Below are 17,028 nucleotides of genomic sequence, written 5' to 3'. Positions count from 1 at the left end.
ATATAAGAGACGCTATTATATGAAAACACATAACAAACTATCCAGTATTGTACTCATACTATTATGTAGTACGATCACTATGGCTCAGACAGTATTTAGAGGTACTGTTATTGATGCAACCACAAAGCAACCTGTCGTAAACGCTCGTGTAGGAATTAATAATCAAGGAGTAGGTGAGATCACAAACGCCAAAGGCTTTTTTAATTATAGAAAATACCACGAGGTATTAAATTCAGAGAGTGAGCTTGTGGTAGGTGCCATTGGATATGAAACCATACGCTTAGATGCAGAAAAAGTACGTACACTTTTTAATAGATCTAGTAAGATAGAATTACAGCCTGCTTCTAAGAAACAAAAGACAACACAAATTAAAGATGTAACTGTTTTTTGGGATGTTTCAGAAGAGATGCAAGGAAGAAATATTGAAGCAGAGATTGCCTATATACAAAACTATATCTCTTCATATAAAGAGATAGCATTACGACTAGTTGTGTTTGATTATGAGATTCGTCGTGAGGAAATTATCACCATTCGAGGTGGAGATATGACACGCTTTCGCGAAAGCGTAAACAGTTTGATTTACAATGGCCCTTCTAATTATGATGTGTTGGATATTGCAAATGCAGATGCTGTGATATTGAGTTCGAATGGGAATCCTAATTATGGAACTTTACAAGTGTCTCAAGAAGTTCCTGTATATGCTATATCAAGTGAAACAGTTCCTGTTGAGTTAGCGTATATGCGCTCTTTAGCAATGTATACGCAAGGAGCCTATAAATTATTACGAGAATCTGGTAGCACCGCTTCAACTAACAACGCATCGACTCAGAAAGAAATTGGACCTAGTATACAAGGGAAAGTAATGAGTCTAGGAAAACCATTACAAGAAGTTTCTGTTGTTAAGAAGGGTGATTTGACAGAATATTTTACCGATTCAGATGGGAGTTTTAAGGTATCTGCTAGTGAAGGCGATGTGTTACAGTTTCGTTATTTAGGGATGTTTCCTAAGGTAGTATTAGTAGAAAATACAGATGATATTGAAATAGAATTGATTCCTAGAAATGATGTGTTGGATGAGATAGTACTCACTGCAAAATATGAAGAGATTATAGTTGGAAATAAAATCATACGAGGCACCAATGAACCACATATGCCCGGAGGAATTACAAAACTGGGAGACTTTTACATTACTCATAAAGATATCACACCTAACGGTAGAACTCTAGAAACAGTTCTTAGAGAAAAATTTAGTGGGGTTGTCGTAAGTTATACGCCACAAGGGGAAGTGGTTACAATTTTTGGAAAAACCCCGCTATGGATTGTAAATGGTTTTGGTCTACAAGCTGGAGAACCCATACCATTATATATTGCCGATAGTGATATTGCTTCTATTGTCATAAAAGATTCTGATATGACCAATATAAAATATGGAGGTCAAGGTCAAAAAGGACTACAGGTGATTGTCACTACAAAAGCGGGTAGAGAAGAGTTTAAAGACGGAAAAGAATATCTAGCAAAAAATAATGACTTTAAAGAGACGCTAGAAGATATAAACGCTAGTTCTGTAATAAAAAGTAAAACGCAAATTACAGGCAAAGTAACAAGCTTAGGGAAACCTATTCAAGGAGCTACGATTACCAAAAAAGGAACCTTTGAAGAGTATACCTCTAAAGTAGATGGAAGCTTTAAAATCCCTGCCGAAGTAGGAGATATTCTATCAATAAATTACTTAGGAATGTATCCAAAACTTATCGTTATAGAAGATAATATTAAAGAGGTCGAAGTTGATTTACTTCCTGAAAGTGATGTGCTAGACGAAGTGGAAATCTCTGGAAAAGGAAAAGAACCTGTAAAGAGAGGAGCTGATATTGAAACAGGAAGGTATAAAGATCCATTTTTAGGTTCTTTTGATGTTCAGACCATTACAAGAGATGATACAAATATAGATGGGTGGACAAATGTAGCATTTGGGCTACAGGGTAAATTCTCAAGTGTTTATGTAGATACAAAACCCGGATTTGAGAGCGTTTCTATTAGAAATGATGCAGCGGCTTACTACATCAATGGAAACCCAGTAAAAGACATTGAATTTTTTGCAGTTAATCCTACAAATATAGCAACGGTATCTGTAAAGAAAAATATAGTAGGAATTATAGGAAGAGCTATTTTTATTGATACGATAGATTTTGTCTCTAAAGATAAACCTGTTCCCTCTGCTTTGGTTGAAGGCAATGATTATGAAGAAGAGGTGCCTATTATTGAAAATGAAATAGGTGATACTAAAACTCAAATTACAGGAAAAATAACGAGTTTAGGAAAGCCTATCCAAGGGGCTACTATTATAAAACGAGGAACTTTTGAAGAATCTACTTCTGCAGTAGATGGTAGTTTCAGAATCTCTGCAAAGAAAGGAGAAGAATGGATTGTTTACTATTTAGGGATGTACCCTAAAAGCTTTATAATTGGTGATAAATCTTCGTATGCAATTGATTTAGTTCCTAAAAATGATGTATTAGATGAAGTAGTGCTTAACGGAAAAGGAGAAGAAAAAAATGAAGTCCAGACAGCTTGGGGTAAAGAAAACAGAGATAAGGTAGGCTATGATATAAAAGAAATTAAAAAGGAAGATATTTCTCTTGGAGCTCCAGATTTAGTAGCAGTGTTAAATCAAAAATTTGCAGGAATTAGAGCTAATGATGAAAGTACATTGACCGTTTTTAATAGTAGAGGTGAGTCAAGACCAGACAAAGGCAGAATGTTAATTGTAATAGATGGAGCTATATATCCGCCAAATGTTGAAAGGCCATTTATTAGTCCAGATCGTGTAGAGAGTATTTCCATAACTAAAGGGTTAGCAGGATCAGTACGTTATGGTGCTTTAGGAGGAAATGGTGTTGTCGAAATTACAACAAGTAATTTTGCAAGTGGAAGCGCAAAAGAGATTCCTTCTGCATTAATTGAGGACAATAATTATGCTGAAGAAGAAGTAAAATCCTTATCAGATCCTTTATTGAATGGTTCTTCTAAGATATTGGTAAATGGTGTTGTGAGATCTCCAAAAGGGTTTTTAGCAGATGCTACGATTACGCGTAAAGGGAGTTTTGATGAGGTATATACAGATGCTAAAGGAACCTTTAAAATAAAAGCATCATTAGGTGATATACTTGTAGTGAGTAAGGTGGGTATGTTTACCAAAGAAGTATTAATAGAATCTCAAGATGTAGGAAGTATTGAACTTACACCTAAGAATGATGAGTTAGATGAAGTAATTGTCTCTGGAGATAAGCGTGTAGACAATACCATAGAGAGTAATGATGGCAAGCGTGTCAACAAAGACAAATTAGGGTATGCCGCTTCAGAACTTACAGAGAATGATTTTGCTGCTGGAGCTACTAATTTACAACAACTTATTACAGGAAAGGTATCTGGTGTTTCTGTAGAAGGTGGTTTGTATAGCGGTAGCGAAGTTGTTTATAAGATACGAGGCGGTAATCAGTCTATAGAGAATGAGATTCCTCCTATTTGGATTGTGAATGGTACTCCATATCAAGACCCTCCTAACTTTTTAGATGTACAACAAATAAAGAGCATTAGCGTACTTAAATCTGTAATAGCAACCTCTCGTTATGGGACTTTAGCCGCAGGTGGTGCTTTTTTAATTAAGACCAAGGAAGTTAGTTTTCAAGATAAGGCTAAGAAGGCACAGAAGTCAGCCTTGGTAAGTGGCAATGAATATACAGAGTCTTCTACTAGAACATTGGACACTTCTACCTTACCAGAATATATTTTACGCTTACGCGAAATACCAAACATACAGGATCAATTTGAGATGTATCAACGCATCTCAAGAACCCAAGAATCTCCATTAGAATTTTATGTAGATGTAGCACAATATTTTGATGGAATCAATAAAGATATGGCAGATCAAGTACGTGCAGACCTAGCGTATATTTCAAGGAATAATACCAAAGCTTTACGCACCCTGTGTTATATTTATGAAGCATCTGGAGATTATGATAAAGCTGCATTGGTATATGAACGCATCTTAAAGATTGCCCCATCTGAGGCACAATCGTATAGAGATTTGGCATTAGCTTACCAAGAGATTGGGAAGTATAATGAGGCTTTGGAGTTGTACTATAACATGCTGGGAGAGCAGATCAAGGGTGTTGACTTCAGTGGTTTAGAGAAGTCACTTCGTAATGAGTTGAGTCATTTGTTAGCACTACACAAAGATCAAGTAGATTATGATCGTTTTCCAAATGAATGGTTACGTACCGATTTTGATATAGACATTCGTATGGTGATCGATTGGTCAGATCGTTCAGTACCTTTTGAGTTTCAGTTTGTGAATCCAGACAAGAAGTTTTTTAAATGGACACATACATTGGAAGAAACTAGAGAACGATTAGAGGAAGAACAAGCACAAGGATATCAATCTGAAGAGTTTATTATTGACGATGCACCTAGTGGTGAGTGGCTAATTAATATTCAGTATTTAGGAGATGAGGGAGATTATGTATTACCGCCATTTTTAAAGTATACGGTATACAGAAATTATGGAACTCCGAAAGAGACAAAAGAAATCAAAGTGGTAAAGCTTTTTAAGCAATCAGACAAAGTAACCTTAGGGAAGGTAGTTTTATAAGTAAGGCTATAATTTTAGAAAAACATATATAAGAGACGCTATTATATGAAAACACGTAACAAACTATCCAGTATAGTACTCATACTATTATGTAGTACGATGGCTATGGCTCAGACAGTATTTCGAGGTACTGTTATTGACTCAGAAACGAAACAACCTATCGCAGAAGCACGTGTAGGAATTAACAATCAAGGTGTTGGTGAGATTACAAACGCCAAAGGCTTTTTTAATTACAGAAAATATCATGAGGTTTTAACTTCAGATAGTGAGCTTATCGTTGGTGCTAATGGTTATGAATCTGTACGATTAGATGCAGAGAAAGTACGTACACTTTTTAATAGATCAAGTAAGATAGAGTTAGCACCTATCTCTAAGAAGCAAAAGCAAAAGCAGGTTAATGATCTGACTGTTTTTTGGGATGTTTCGGAAGATATGCAAGGTAGAGATGTGGAAGCAGAGGTTGGGTATGTGCAAAATTATGTGTCTGGTTATAAGGAGTTGAGACTGCGACTTGTAGTGTTTGATTACAAGGTGCGCAGTGAGGAGTTTCTTACGATTCGTAATGGGGACATTACCCGCTTTCGCGAAAGCGTAAATAGCTTGATCTACAACGGCCCTTCTAACTATGATGTATTGGATGTTGCAACTGCAGATGCTGTGATACTGAGTTCTAATGGAAACCCTAACTATGGAACCTTCATGGTATCTCAAGAAGTTCCTGTGTATGCTATTGCAAGTAAGAATATTGATGTTGAGGCAGACTATATGCGCTCATTGGCTTCATATACACAAGGGAGGTTTAACTTATTACAAGCATATACAGGCGAAGGAAAAGTATCTAGTACTAAGACAGTCATTCAAAAACCTCAAGGCCCAATCATACGTGGGAGTGTAGAGAGTCTTGGAAAGCCATTGCAAGAAGTATCTATTATTAAGAAGGGAGATTTGACAGAATATCTTACCATGTCTAATGGAAGTTTTGAGATACCTGCAAGTGATGGAGATGTTTTACAATTTCGTTATTTGGGAATGTATCCCAAAGATGTATTGGTGTCTGGAGAAAAAACACTTTCTGTTGAGTTATTGCCAGAGAGCGATGTATTAGATGAAGTAGTTATAGAAAAAAAGATCGAGAAGATTATTGTAGGTAATAAAGAAATAAGAGGAAGAAAAGTGTCTCCTCATATTCCAGGAGGAGTAACAGGTGCGCTTGATCGTTATATAACAGCAGATGATATCACACCTGATGCAAAAACTTTAGAATACGTCCTTAGAGATAACTTTAAAAGAGTTCGCATTGTATATACTTCAGAAGGTGTACGAGTACTTATAAAAGGAGTAAGTCCCAAATTTTATATTAATGGAGGAGAAGCTTCTAATATAGATGAAGCGCTTGCCATTGTAGATAAAGATATAGAATCTATTATCATAAAAGATTCTCCAACCACAACAAGTCGTTATGGCCCTATTATTCCAGGCTTTGCTGTTATTATTACAACTAAAGTTGTAGCGTTATCTAAAAAGAAGAGAGGAAATTCAGCCCTGATAAAAGACAACAAATATGAAGAAGAGGTACAAGACATTACTGCTGGAGTAATCTCTGGAAAAACACAGGTTACAGGAAAAATAACAAGTTTAGGAAAACCTATTCAAGGAGCCACTATTGTAAAAAAAGGAACTTTTGAAGAGTATGTTTCTAAGGCAAATGGCACGTTTAAAATCCCTACAAATGAAGGAGAAGAATGGATTGTTTACTATTTAGGGATGTATCCTAAAAGTTTTATGATTGGTGATAAATCATCGTATACTATTGATTTAGTTCCTAAAAATGATGTGTTAGATGAAGTTGTACTTAATGCTGATGGAAGAGAAAAAGAAGAAAAAGAAAAGGTGCAGACAGCTTGGGGTTTAGAAAATAGAGATAAAGTAGGCTATGATATAAAAGTATTACGAAGAGAAGAAATTTCTCCTGGAGCACCAGATTTAGGGACTGCATTAAATGGAAAGTTTGCAGGAATTTCTGCAAAAGAAGACCCAAGACAAGGACTCACTGTTTCAGGAAGAAATGGATCAATGCTTATTGTTATAGATGGTTCGATATTTCCACCAGAAACACCAAGACCTTTTGTGAGCCCAGATCGTGTTGAGAGTGTTTCTATCATAAAATCTGTGATGGGATCTATACGTTATGGCACTTTAGGAAAGAGTGGTGTGGTAGAAATTACAACAAGTAATTTTGCAAGTGGAAGTGCAGAAGAAATTCCTTCTCCATTAATTGAAGGCAATGATTATGCAGGAGAAGAAATAAAATCTTTATCCGATCCTTTATTGGGTAGTTCTTCTAAGGTATTAGTAAGTGGTGTTGTGAGATCTCCAAAAGGGTTTTTAGAAGACGCTACGATTACACGTAAAGGAAGTTTTGATGAAGTATATACAAATGCTCAAGGCGCTTTTAAAATAAAAGCTTCTTTAGGCGATGTCTTGGTAATAAGTAAAGTAGGCATGTTTACCAAAGAGCTATTGATAGAAACACAAAATGTAGGAAGTATTGAGCTTACGCCAAAGAATGACGAGTTAGATGAAATAGTAGTCTCTGGAGGCAAACGTGTAGACAATACTATAGAAAGCAATGATGGCAAGCGTGTCAACAAAGACAAATTAGGATATGCAGCTTCAGAGCTAACGGAGAATGATTTTGCTGCTGGCGCAACCAATTTACAACAACTCATTACAGGAAAGGTCTCTGGTGTTTCTGTAGAAGGCGGCTTGTATAGCGGCAGTGAAGTAGTGTATAAAATACGAGGCGGAACACAATCTGTTTTGACAGAAGTTCCTCCTATTTGGATCGTTAATGGTACACCATATCAAGATCCTCCTAATTTTCTAGATGTACAACAAATAGCAAGTATTACGGTATTAAAATCTACAACGGCTACTTCACGTTATGGAAGCTTAGCCGCAGGCGGCGCTTTTTTAATTAAGACCAAGGAGGTTAGTTTCCAGGACAAAGCTAAGAAGGCACAGAAGTCAGCACTGGTAAGTGGCAATGAGTATACAGAATCATCTACTAGAACGTTGGATACGTCTAGCTTACCAGAATATATTTTACGCTTACGCGAAATTCCTAACACACAGGATCAATTTGAGATGTATCAACGCATCTCAAGAACTCAAGAATCTCCATTAGAGTTTTATGTAGATGTAGCACAATATTTTGATGGAATCAATAGTATAATGGCAGATCAAGTACGTGCAGATCTAGCATATATCTCAAGAAACAATACCAAAGCCTTACGTACCCTGTGTTATATTTATGAGGCATCAGGAGATTATGAAAATGCAGCCTTAATATATGAACGTATCTTAAAGATCGCTCCATCTGAGGCACAATCGTATAGAGATTTAGCATTAGCTTACCAAGAGATAGGAAAGTATAATGAAGCTTTGGAGTTGTACTATAACATGCTAGGAGAGCAGATCAAGGGCGTTAATTTTCAAGGTTTAGAAAAATCACTTCGTAATGAGTTAAGTCATTTGTTAGCACTACACAAAGATCAAGTGGATTATGATCGTTTTCCAAATGAATGGTTACGTACAGATTTTGATATAGATATTCGTATGGTGATAGATTGGTCAGATCGTTCGGTACCGTTTGAGTTTCAGTTTGTGAATCCAGACAAGAAGTTTTTTAAATGGACACATACACTAGAGGAAAATAGAGAACGATTAGAAGATGAACAAGCACAAGGATATCAATCTGAGGAGTTTATTATTGATGATGCGCCTAGTGGTGAGTGGATAATTAATATCCAATATTTAGGAGATGAAGGAGACTATGTATTACCGCCATTCTTAAAGTATACAGTATACAGAAACTATGGAACACCACAGGAAACGAAGGAAATCAAAGTAGTAAAACTCTTTAAACAATCGGATAAAGTAACACTAGGGAAAGTGGTATTATAATTTTATACGCTTTCGCGAAAGCGGACTTATTATGAAAAATATAATTATATCATGCGTTATTTTTTTCCTAGCTAGTCATATTGCAGTAGGGCAAACTACACTTAGTTCTATAGTTGTAGATAAGTCTACTGGAAAACCTATTCCTTATGTAAACGTAGGTGTTGTAAAGAAAGGAATAGGGACGGTTACTGATGAAAATGGTTTTTTTGAGTTTGTAATCCCTAAACGATTATCGTCTAAAGACATTTTGCAAATATCTATTGTTGGGTATACAACAAAGACATATACTATAGGAGAACTAAGAGACCCTTTACAAGATTTTTCTGTAATTAAACTCTCTTCAGAACCAATAGGATTGGATGAGGTGTATTTAGAAGAGTTTATAGAAGAAGAAAAAACAATAGGGTATAAGAATTATACAAATAACCATTTTGGTTATTGGAAAGACAAGCAAGGTTTAGGTGGTGAAATAGCAACAAGAATTCGAATTAAGAAAGAGAAAACAAAACTACTTACTCTTAATTTTAAGCTTATTGAAAATAAAACAGATAGTGTCTTGCTTCGTGTAAATGTGTATGATTATAAAAAAAGACATCCTTCCCAGAATCTAGTAAATGCTCAAATTTATCATACAGTACATAAAGGAGAAAAAGACATTTTGATTGATCTTAGCCCTCATAATGTTATTGTAGATGACGATGTTGTTGTAAGTATAGAGCTTGTAAAAGTATATGGAAAACAACATGCTATTGCAATCGCAGGAGCAGATACTAGAGTTATTTCTTTTACAAGAGCTATAAGCCAAGATGGCTGGAAAAGATATCGAGGAAACGGTATCGCTTTTTCTTTAAAAGTAGGGCAATTAAAAAGCAAGTTTTATGACCTTGATAAGAAGCGAGAAGTGCCAGAACGTATTACCCTATTTTGGGATGCTTCCCGAGGTATGACAAAGCGAAATTTTGAAAAGGAATATGAATTGTTGTCTACTTATTTACAATCATTAGACAGTTTAAAAGTAGAATTGATCGTATTTAATAGTAGTATTCAAGATGTCTTTTATTTTGATACTAAAAAGAATGTTTCTAATAGTGCTTTTAAAAAAACCTTAGAAGAGGTGTTTTATGACGGACTAGCAAATTATGATCATATAAGTTATGCTTCAGATTTTGATCCTGATCTTGTTTTTTTATTTTCTGATGCAACATCATATATCGGATCTTTAAAAACAACATATGATGCTCCAGTATTTACAATAAATTCTTTGCCACAAGGTAATCAAGAAAGACTTCAGAGACTTTCTTTATATACAGATGGACACTATATAAATTTAACAAAAACAACTACCAAAAGAGCATTGTCTTTTTTACAGTATGATCTGGAAGATTTTGAAGTGTATGCGCAAAAGGAAGATAAAAATTATTGGATACAGGGTACTGTTTCTCTAGATAGTATTCCTCTTCAGGGGGTTAACGTACGCATAATAGGTACTTATATAGAAGAGGTAACAGATGCTGAAGGGAATTTTAGTATCCAAGCAGGTGAGGGAGATGATCTTTCATTTTCTTATGTTGGGGCTAAAACAGAAGTTGTACGAATTACCGAGACCTCTTTACCATTACGTGTAAAGATGAGACCAGAGGGAGACCTCTTGAATGAGGTTACATTAACGGGTAAATCAAAAAAGAAATCAATTCCTTTTACAAAACGAAAACGAGTAACCTATGCTATAGACGAAATCACTAGTGCAGATATAGATGCGCATTACAGTCGTTTGCAGGATGTTTTGTTGGATAAGACATTTGTTAGAAGAGAGCGTGGGTTTTTTATTTTCCCTAGAGGGTACAGATCTCCAGGAATACCTCAAGGCCTACCAGGTATTATGATTGACGGACTGATTTTTGAGCAGGGAAGCGCACCGTATATTGATCCTCAAGAAGTATCTAGCATCTCCATTGTTAATCCAATGACCGCGGCGAATAGATTTGGAGGTCAAGCCAGTGGTGGACTTATCGTAATCCGAACTAAAAAATTCCAACGAGGAATAGATGGAATACTAGAAGAGAAAGAAGAACTACTAAACAAATACACCGATAATTTAGCATTTTACGAGACTTCTTTTTCTAACACTCTTTTTATAGAATCACTTACAAAAGAAACTGACTTTCAGAACGCATATCAAAATTATAAAGAGAATAGCCCCAATATCATTGACGTAAACTACTTTATTGCGGCTTCAGAAATTATGTCAAAATGGGATACTGATATTGCATATGACATTATTACTAATGCTTTGACGCTAGCTCCTAAAAACCCAAAACTACTTCGTATTGTAGCGGGTTATTTTGAACAATATAAAAAATACAAAGAAGCAGAATATCTGTATGAAGAAATAGCTAGAATACGGCCATTACAAGCACAATCTCATCGAGATCTTGCTATGATTTATGAAGTAAATGGAGCGTATGATCAGGCATTAGATTTATATAAAAGAATGCTTGTAAATGAAATCAATAATATCGATTTTAATACCCTAAAACCTTTACTCACCAATGAGCTAAATAGAATGGTGAGCCTATACGGAGAAGAATTATTCTCTAATGAAGTATTAGATAATTTTACAAAGACAAATAGTACCATGGATGGTAGGCTTGTGCTTCATTGGTCAGAACCTAAAGCAACATTTAAAATAAAATTTGTAAGTCCAGATCAACGCTTTTTTGATTGGAGTTCATCAAAATCTCAGAAATTTGAAAACTCTACAAGAGAAGGATTTTCTATAGAAGAATTTGTTTTAGATGATGCTTTTGAGGGAGAATGGTTGATTAATCTTGAGTACGCCGATCTTGCTAATGATTATTTAATTCCATTATTCATAAAATATACCTTTTATAAAGATTATGGATTACCTAATGAAACAAAAGAGGTAAAAATGGTCAAACTCTTAAGAGAACATAAAAAAGTTACATTGAGTAAAGTCAGGCTTTAAAATAGAGTAAGCTGAATCTAGTTGTATACGCTTTCGCGAAAGCGTATACTTGCTTTTTACATAAATAAAAACTACTAAATAAAAAGTGATTGAAAATGTTAAAAACCTAATTAACAGCATTTTATAATTAATTTTTATGTAATTTAAGTACTTAATCTTAAAAATTATTGTTATGTTAAAATCACTTTTAAATCTTGAGGGAGCTAAGTCTCTAAACACTGAAGAAAAAAAATCAATTAATGGCGGTTGTCCAGTTCCAAGTTGTTGGATTGTTTGCCCAGATGATGCATTTACGATATGTAATCCATTTACAGCTGGATTATATGGCGGAAATTGCGACTGTAACTGTTAAGAAAGATGAAATTATTTTAATTGCTTTTTTTCCAGTAGGAACTAAACTTTTATAGAACAAAGAAGTCTAAGTCCTAAAACGTATCACAACCTATAATTTTAATTAAAAAAATTGTAACAATGTAATACGTTTTAGGACTTATTGTTTTTAAAATAGATGATGTTAACACTCATTAACGCTGATTAACAATATAACTAGAGAGAGGGTGATACCTTTGTCTACGCTAAGTTGTTAATTAATTCAAAATTATTGTAATAAGAGTTATAAAAAAAGGTTAAACCATATACATCACATACAATAAGAGTATAATTTCACATCAAAAATATAAAAGAGAGCAGCTATTATATGAAAATCAATCAAAAATCAATTATCACATTATTAGTAGTATTATGTACTACAATAGTAGGAGCACAAACAGTTTTTAGAGGAGCTGTTGTAAATGCCAAAACAAAACAACCTATTGTAAATGCCAAAGTAGGTGTAAGCGATCAAGGAATAGGTGAAATCACAGATGCTAAAGGGCGTTTTAATTATCGTAGATACCACGAAGTACTAGATGATAAAAGCGAATTAATCATTAGTGCAGCAGGATATGAGACTATCTCATTAGACGCAAAAGCAGTACGATCTTTATTTAATAGATCAAGTACTATACAATTAGAACCATCTACAAAGGAAGCAAAGAAAAAGACAATCAAAACCGTTAAACTCTTTTGGGATACATCTGAAGATATGCTAGGAAGAGATGTAGATGCAGAACTTGCATACATTCAGGGTTTTGTAGATTCCTATAAAAACTTAAAAATAGAATTTATTGCTTTTGGTTATGAGATTCTAAAAGAGGAAAACATCATTGTTAAAGATGGTGATTTATCAAGTTTACGCTCACATATAAATTCCTTAGAATATAGAGGACCTTCTAATTATGGAATTTTAGATACATCAAGAGCAGATGCTATTATATTTTCCTCTAATGGAGATCCTAATTATGGGACATTAAGTGTACAACAAGATACTCCTGTATATGCTGTTTCTAGCATCACACAAAAAGATGCAGGGGCATATATGCAAAAGCTCGCACAATATACATCTGGAGAATATGTACCTACCGGTGAAATCAAAAATATATCTTCTACTCCTCAAGAGCTAAATGCAGAAGCTGTTAAAAATGGAATCACAGGAACCATTACAGATTTAAAAGGACCTTTAAGAGATGTAGTAATTACAAAGAAAGGTAGTTTTGATGAAGTGACTACTAATGCACAAGGGAAATTTGCTATAATAGCAGCTGTGGGAGATATCCTTGTCATTAATAAAATAGGATATTTCTCTAAAGAAGTTTTAGTAGAAAACAAAGATATAGGTACCGTTGAGATTATCTCAAAGAGTGACGAGTTAAGTGAAGTTGTTTTAGAAGGAAACAAAAGAGTAGACAATACCATCGAAACGAGTAACGGTAGAGAAAATAAAGATAAATTAGGATATACTGTAAGTGAGCTTAATGAAGAAGATTTTGCTGCCGGCGCAACAACATTACAACAACTTATTCAAGGAAAAGTATCGGGAGTATCTGTAGAAGGAGGATTATATAGCGGAAGTGAAGTAGTGTATAGAATTAGAGGAGGAAATCAATCTATTACTAATGATATCCCACCTATTTGGGTGATTAACGGAGCCGTGTATCAAGATGTACCTAACTTTCTAGATGTACAACAAATCGCAAGTATTTCTGTATTAAAATCTGTAATGGCTAATTCACGTTATGGAACTATTGCTGCAGGAGGTGCTTTTATTATAAAGACAAAAGACCAAGTATATCGTAAAACCGATAAGAAAAAAGAAAATACAGCACTTGTAAAAGGAAATGATTATGCAGATGTTGCCGTCCAGAACATACAAGATGTTACGCCTGGATATATCTTGCGTATGCGCAAACTTCCTAAGCCTGAAGATCAATTTAAACTATATCAAAAGATATCTAGAACACAATCTTCACCATTAGAATTTTATGTTGATGTCGCAAAACATTTTGATCAAGTAGATAAAAACTTAGCAAATAAAGTACGAGAAGACTTAGCGTATATTTCTAGAAATAACACAAAAGCATTACGCACACTTGCCTATTTATATGAAGTAGGTGGGGATGCTCAAAAAGCAGCATGGGTATATGAGCGTATTTTAAAAATTGCACCTTCTGAAGCACAATCATACCGTGATCTTGCTTTAATATATCAAGAAAAAGAAGTAGGAAAATATAATCAAGCACTAGAGTTATATATCAATATGCTCGGAGAGCAAATTAAAGGAGTTAATTTTGATGGTTTAGAAAAACCATTACAAAGCGAGCTTAAACATTTAGTGGTTCTTCATAAAGATAAAATTGATTTTGAGAGATTACCTAATGAGTGGCTCACAACAGATTTTGATCTAGATATTCGAATGGTTATTGAGTGGTCTGATAAAACGGTACCTTTTGAATTCCAATTTGTAAATCCAGATAAGAAATTCTTTAAATGGGCACATACACTAGAAGATAGTAAAGAAAGACTAGAACAAGAATTAGCTCAAGGTTTCCAAACAGAAGAGTTTATTATAGACGACGCTCCAAAAGGAGAATGGTTAATTAATGTACAATATCTGGGAGATGCAGGAGATTATGTATTGCCTCCATTCTTGAAGTATACTGTATACAGAAATTATGGAACTTCAAAACAAACCAAAGAAGTAAAAGTGGTGAAGTTATTTAATCAATCAGACAAAGTAACTTTAGGAAAGATTCTTTTATAATACGCTTTAGGTATAGAGCCAAAGTTTATACTTAAAGCTTTCCTTCCCATTCAGCATAAAATTGTTTTAAAAACGCCTCCATGTATTGGTGGCGTTTTTCTGCTATAGAACGCCCAGTTTTTGTGTTCATTCTATCTTTAAGAAGAAGAAGTTTTTCATAAAAATGATTAATTGTAGGAGCTGTTGATGCTTTGTACTCCGCTGGTGTCATATCCAACTGAGGCTCAATAGAAGGATCATATAATTTTCTATTCTTAAACCCACCGTAATTAAATGTTCTAGCAATACCAATAGCTCCTAAAGCATCTAGTCTGTCTGCATCTTGCACAACATCTAACTCAGGCGAAGTAAATGTTTGCTCTTTGTTTCCGCCTTTAAAAGAGATATTTTTTATAATCTGGATCACATGTTCTATAACAACACTGTCTGTATTCTGACTTAATAAAAACTCACTTGCCATTTTAGGTGCTATGGTTTCATCGCCATTAAAAAATTTTGAATCTGCAATATCATGTAATAAAGCTCCTAATGCTACTGTAAGACCATCTACAGGCTCTCCTTTAGCAATTAAAAGCGCATTTTTATATACACGTTCTATATGAAACCAATCGTGACCCCCTTCGGCATTGGCGAGTGTTCTTTTTACAAACGAAATTGTGTTGTCTATAAGTTGTTGATCTGTCATGTATAATCTTTATATAAATGTTACCATTGCCCTGATTTAATCTTTTCAAAATTGGTAATAAAAGGATAATTAAAATAACCATTTTTAAGTTCTAACGTAAGCATATCGCCTTCATTCAAAGCATCCCATGCACTTTTTTTCAATTCAAGACGTTCTTCTTCTCCCTCAATAAGAATAAAGATATAATAAGAATCTTTTTTTCTGGTATTTGAAGATTTAGATACAATCTCAACATCCTTTTTAGTAATAGTGTCACTTGCTTTTTTTTCATTGATAAAGGAAGCTAATGATGCAAATAAAAGTGCTAAACCAAGCGAATATGTTCCGATCACTCCCATTCGGCGTCTATTACTATCAAAAACACTAGGGCGTATAATCCTAATAACAAAAGCAATTAAAAGTCCTAGCACAAAACCCAATCCAGATGAGATAAAAAACAACTCTAACCCTCCTATGGTATTATCTAAAGGAATGATTCTGAAAATTAAAGAGAAAAGCCCTATGCCAAATAATCCACCCCCTATATGTTCAAAAATCTTATCACCAAATGTTGGATTAGACTCATGCTCATATTTAGTAGGGAAGTAATGGAAAAGAATAGAATCACTTCTTCTTACAAGGGAAATAATCCCATGAACTGCAATCAAAAATCCGGCAAGAGCAACAAATCTAAATATGGAAGTGGTATTAAAAAAAGGAATAATAATTCCAATACCTATTGTTATTTGTAGGAGTAATTTGCGAAGATCAGCTGCAGGATTATTTGATTCTTGGAATGTATAATATTTGTACTTCCTAGCTTTATTTTTTTTCTTGCCTTTATTCTTTTTCTTTTTTTTACTCATTTCCTGCGTTCTCGTATTTCGGTGAAGTCTTGTAAAACTACAGATTCTACGTTAGAAATTAAGGTCTCTACGGGTGCACTACTTACAAGAAAAGGCTCGTGTACTTTATGATGCATGCGTACTCCAATATCCATCGGAAAACCTCCCCATTTGTTTAATTTCCATGAGTTATTGATTGTAACAGGAACAATAAGCGCCGTTGGCATTGCTTCAAAAAGCGTTTTTAAACCTGCTGTTGCAAATCGCATAGGAACTCCATCGCGGCTCCGAGTGCCTTCAGCAAATATAACTACCGAGCGATTATGCTTGTTTAAGTATGTGGTAAGATCTTTTATGGCTTGTACAGCCTGAACCTTGTCTTTACGATCTATTAAGACAGAACCTCCATACTTTAGATTAAATGAAATACTAGGAATCCCTTTTCCCAATTCCTTTTTACTAATAAACTTAGGATGTAAATGTCGCAAGTACCAGATTATAGGCGGAATATCATACGTACCTTGATGATTGGCCACAATAATACAAGGTTGGTCTAAAGAAATCTTGTGTGGGTTTTCAAAATGAAAACGAGTTCCTAACACATTAAGGCAGCGAAGCAAAAAGAAATTAAGGACATCTACACTTTTTTTATGGGCGTGATATCCAAACACACGAAGACAAATCCATTGTATAGGATGGAAAAAAACTAATGTAAACCCAAATAAGAGGTAGTATAGAATGGTTACTGGGTATGCTATAATTTTTCTCATGAGAATGCTT

8 protein-coding genes are annotated in these 17,028 nt (G+C 34.5%); 5 read left to right on the top strand and 3 right to left on the bottom strand.

The window, feature by feature from the left end:
• Positions 1–19: 19 nt before the first annotated feature.
• The 5 genes from CHB80_RS04360 (at position 20) to CHB80_RS04345 (ending at position 14,739) form a co-directional block, all read left to right on the top strand.
• Positions 20–4,648: a carboxypeptidase-like regulatory domain-containing protein gene (locus CHB80_RS04360; protein WP_089370199.1), complete on the top strand. Its 4,629-nt coding sequence runs from the start codon at positions 20–22 to the stop codon at positions 4,646–4,648.
• Between the two features lie 45 nt (positions 4,649–4,693).
• On the top strand, positions 4,694–8,614 hold the full coding sequence (locus CHB80_RS04355) for a TonB-dependent receptor plug domain-containing protein (RefSeq protein WP_089370198.1): 3,921 nt from the start codon (positions 4,694–4,696) through the stop codon (positions 8,612–8,614).
• A gap of 31 nt (positions 8,615–8,645) precedes the next feature.
• A complete protein-coding gene (locus CHB80_RS04350; protein WP_089370197.1) occupies positions 8,646–11,600 on the top strand; it encodes a carboxypeptidase-like regulatory domain-containing protein in 2,955 nt (984 codons plus the stop codon).
• A gap of 239 nt (positions 11,601–11,839) precedes the next feature.
• Positions 11,840–12,007 carry a hypothetical protein gene (locus CHB80_RS24515; RefSeq protein ID WP_179218083.1) on the top strand — a complete coding sequence of 56 codons (168 nt, stop codon included), beginning with the start codon at positions 11,840–11,842 and terminating at the stop codon, positions 12,005–12,007.
• Between the two features lie 290 nt (positions 12,008–12,297).
• Positions 12,298–14,739, top strand: coding sequence for a carboxypeptidase-like regulatory domain-containing protein (locus tag CHB80_RS04345; RefSeq protein WP_089370196.1), 2,442 nt, complete (start codon positions 12,298–12,300; stop codon positions 14,737–14,739).
• A 31-nt stretch (positions 14,740–14,770) separates the two neighbouring features.
• Here the strand turns inward: CHB80_RS04345 and CHB80_RS04340 are convergent, their stop codons facing one another.
• The 3 genes from CHB80_RS04340 to CHB80_RS04330 are packed head-to-tail and all read right to left on the bottom strand — an operon-like array spanning position 14,771 to position 17,018.
• Complete coding sequence (locus CHB80_RS04340) at positions 14,771–15,424, bottom strand: HD domain-containing protein (RefSeq protein ID WP_089370195.1); 654 nt, start codon at positions 15,422–15,424, stop codon at positions 14,771–14,773.
• 20 nt (positions 15,425–15,444) lie between these two features.
• Positions 15,445–16,269: a hypothetical protein gene (locus CHB80_RS04335; protein ID WP_089370194.1), complete on the bottom strand. Its 825-nt coding sequence runs from the start codon at positions 16,267–16,269 to the stop codon at positions 15,445–15,447.
• Positions 16,266–17,018: a lysophospholipid acyltransferase family protein gene (locus CHB80_RS04330; protein ID WP_089370193.1), complete on the bottom strand. Its 753-nt coding sequence runs from the start codon at positions 17,016–17,018 to the stop codon at positions 16,266–16,268. The genes CHB80_RS04335 and CHB80_RS04330 overlap by 4 nt, the downstream gene beginning before the upstream one ends.
• Positions 17,019–17,028 lie beyond the last annotated feature (10 nt).

The organism is Dokdonia pacifica, assembly GCF_900188275.1.
GTDB classification, from domain to species: Bacteria; Bacteroidota; Bacteroidia; order Flavobacteriales; family Flavobacteriaceae; genus Dokdonia; species Dokdonia pacifica.
Note: the sequence above shows the minus strand (reverse complement) of the source record. Positions and strands in the feature narration are given on the sequence as shown.

Coding starts and splice junctions, on each gene's coding strand:
- CHB80_RS04360 (WP_089370199.1), top strand. CDS start 20: ATGAAAACACATAACAAACTATCCAGTATTGTACTCATACTATTATGT.
- CHB80_RS04355 (WP_089370198.1), top strand. CDS start 4,694: ATGAAAACACGTAACAAACTATCCAGTATAGTACTCATACTATTATGT.
- CHB80_RS04350 (WP_089370197.1), top strand. CDS start 8,646: ATGAAAAATATAATTATATCATGCGTTATTTTTTTCCTAGCTAGTCAT.
- CHB80_RS24515 (WP_179218083.1), top strand. CDS start 11,840: ATGGCGGTTGTCCAGTTCCAAGTTGTTGGATTGTTTGCCCAGATGATG.
- CHB80_RS04345 (WP_089370196.1), top strand. CDS start 12,298: ATGAAAATCAATCAAAAATCAATTATCACATTATTAGTAGTATTATGT.
- CHB80_RS04340 (WP_089370195.1), bottom strand. CDS start 15,424: ATGACAGATCAACAACTTATAGACAACACAATTTCGTTTGTAAAAAGA.
- CHB80_RS04335 (WP_089370194.1), bottom strand. CDS start 16,269: ATGAGTAAAAAAAAGAAAAAGAATAAAGGCAAGAAAAAAAATAAAGCT.
- CHB80_RS04330 (WP_089370193.1), bottom strand. CDS start 17,018: ATGAGAAAAATTATAGCATACCCAGTAACCATTCTATACTACCTCTTA.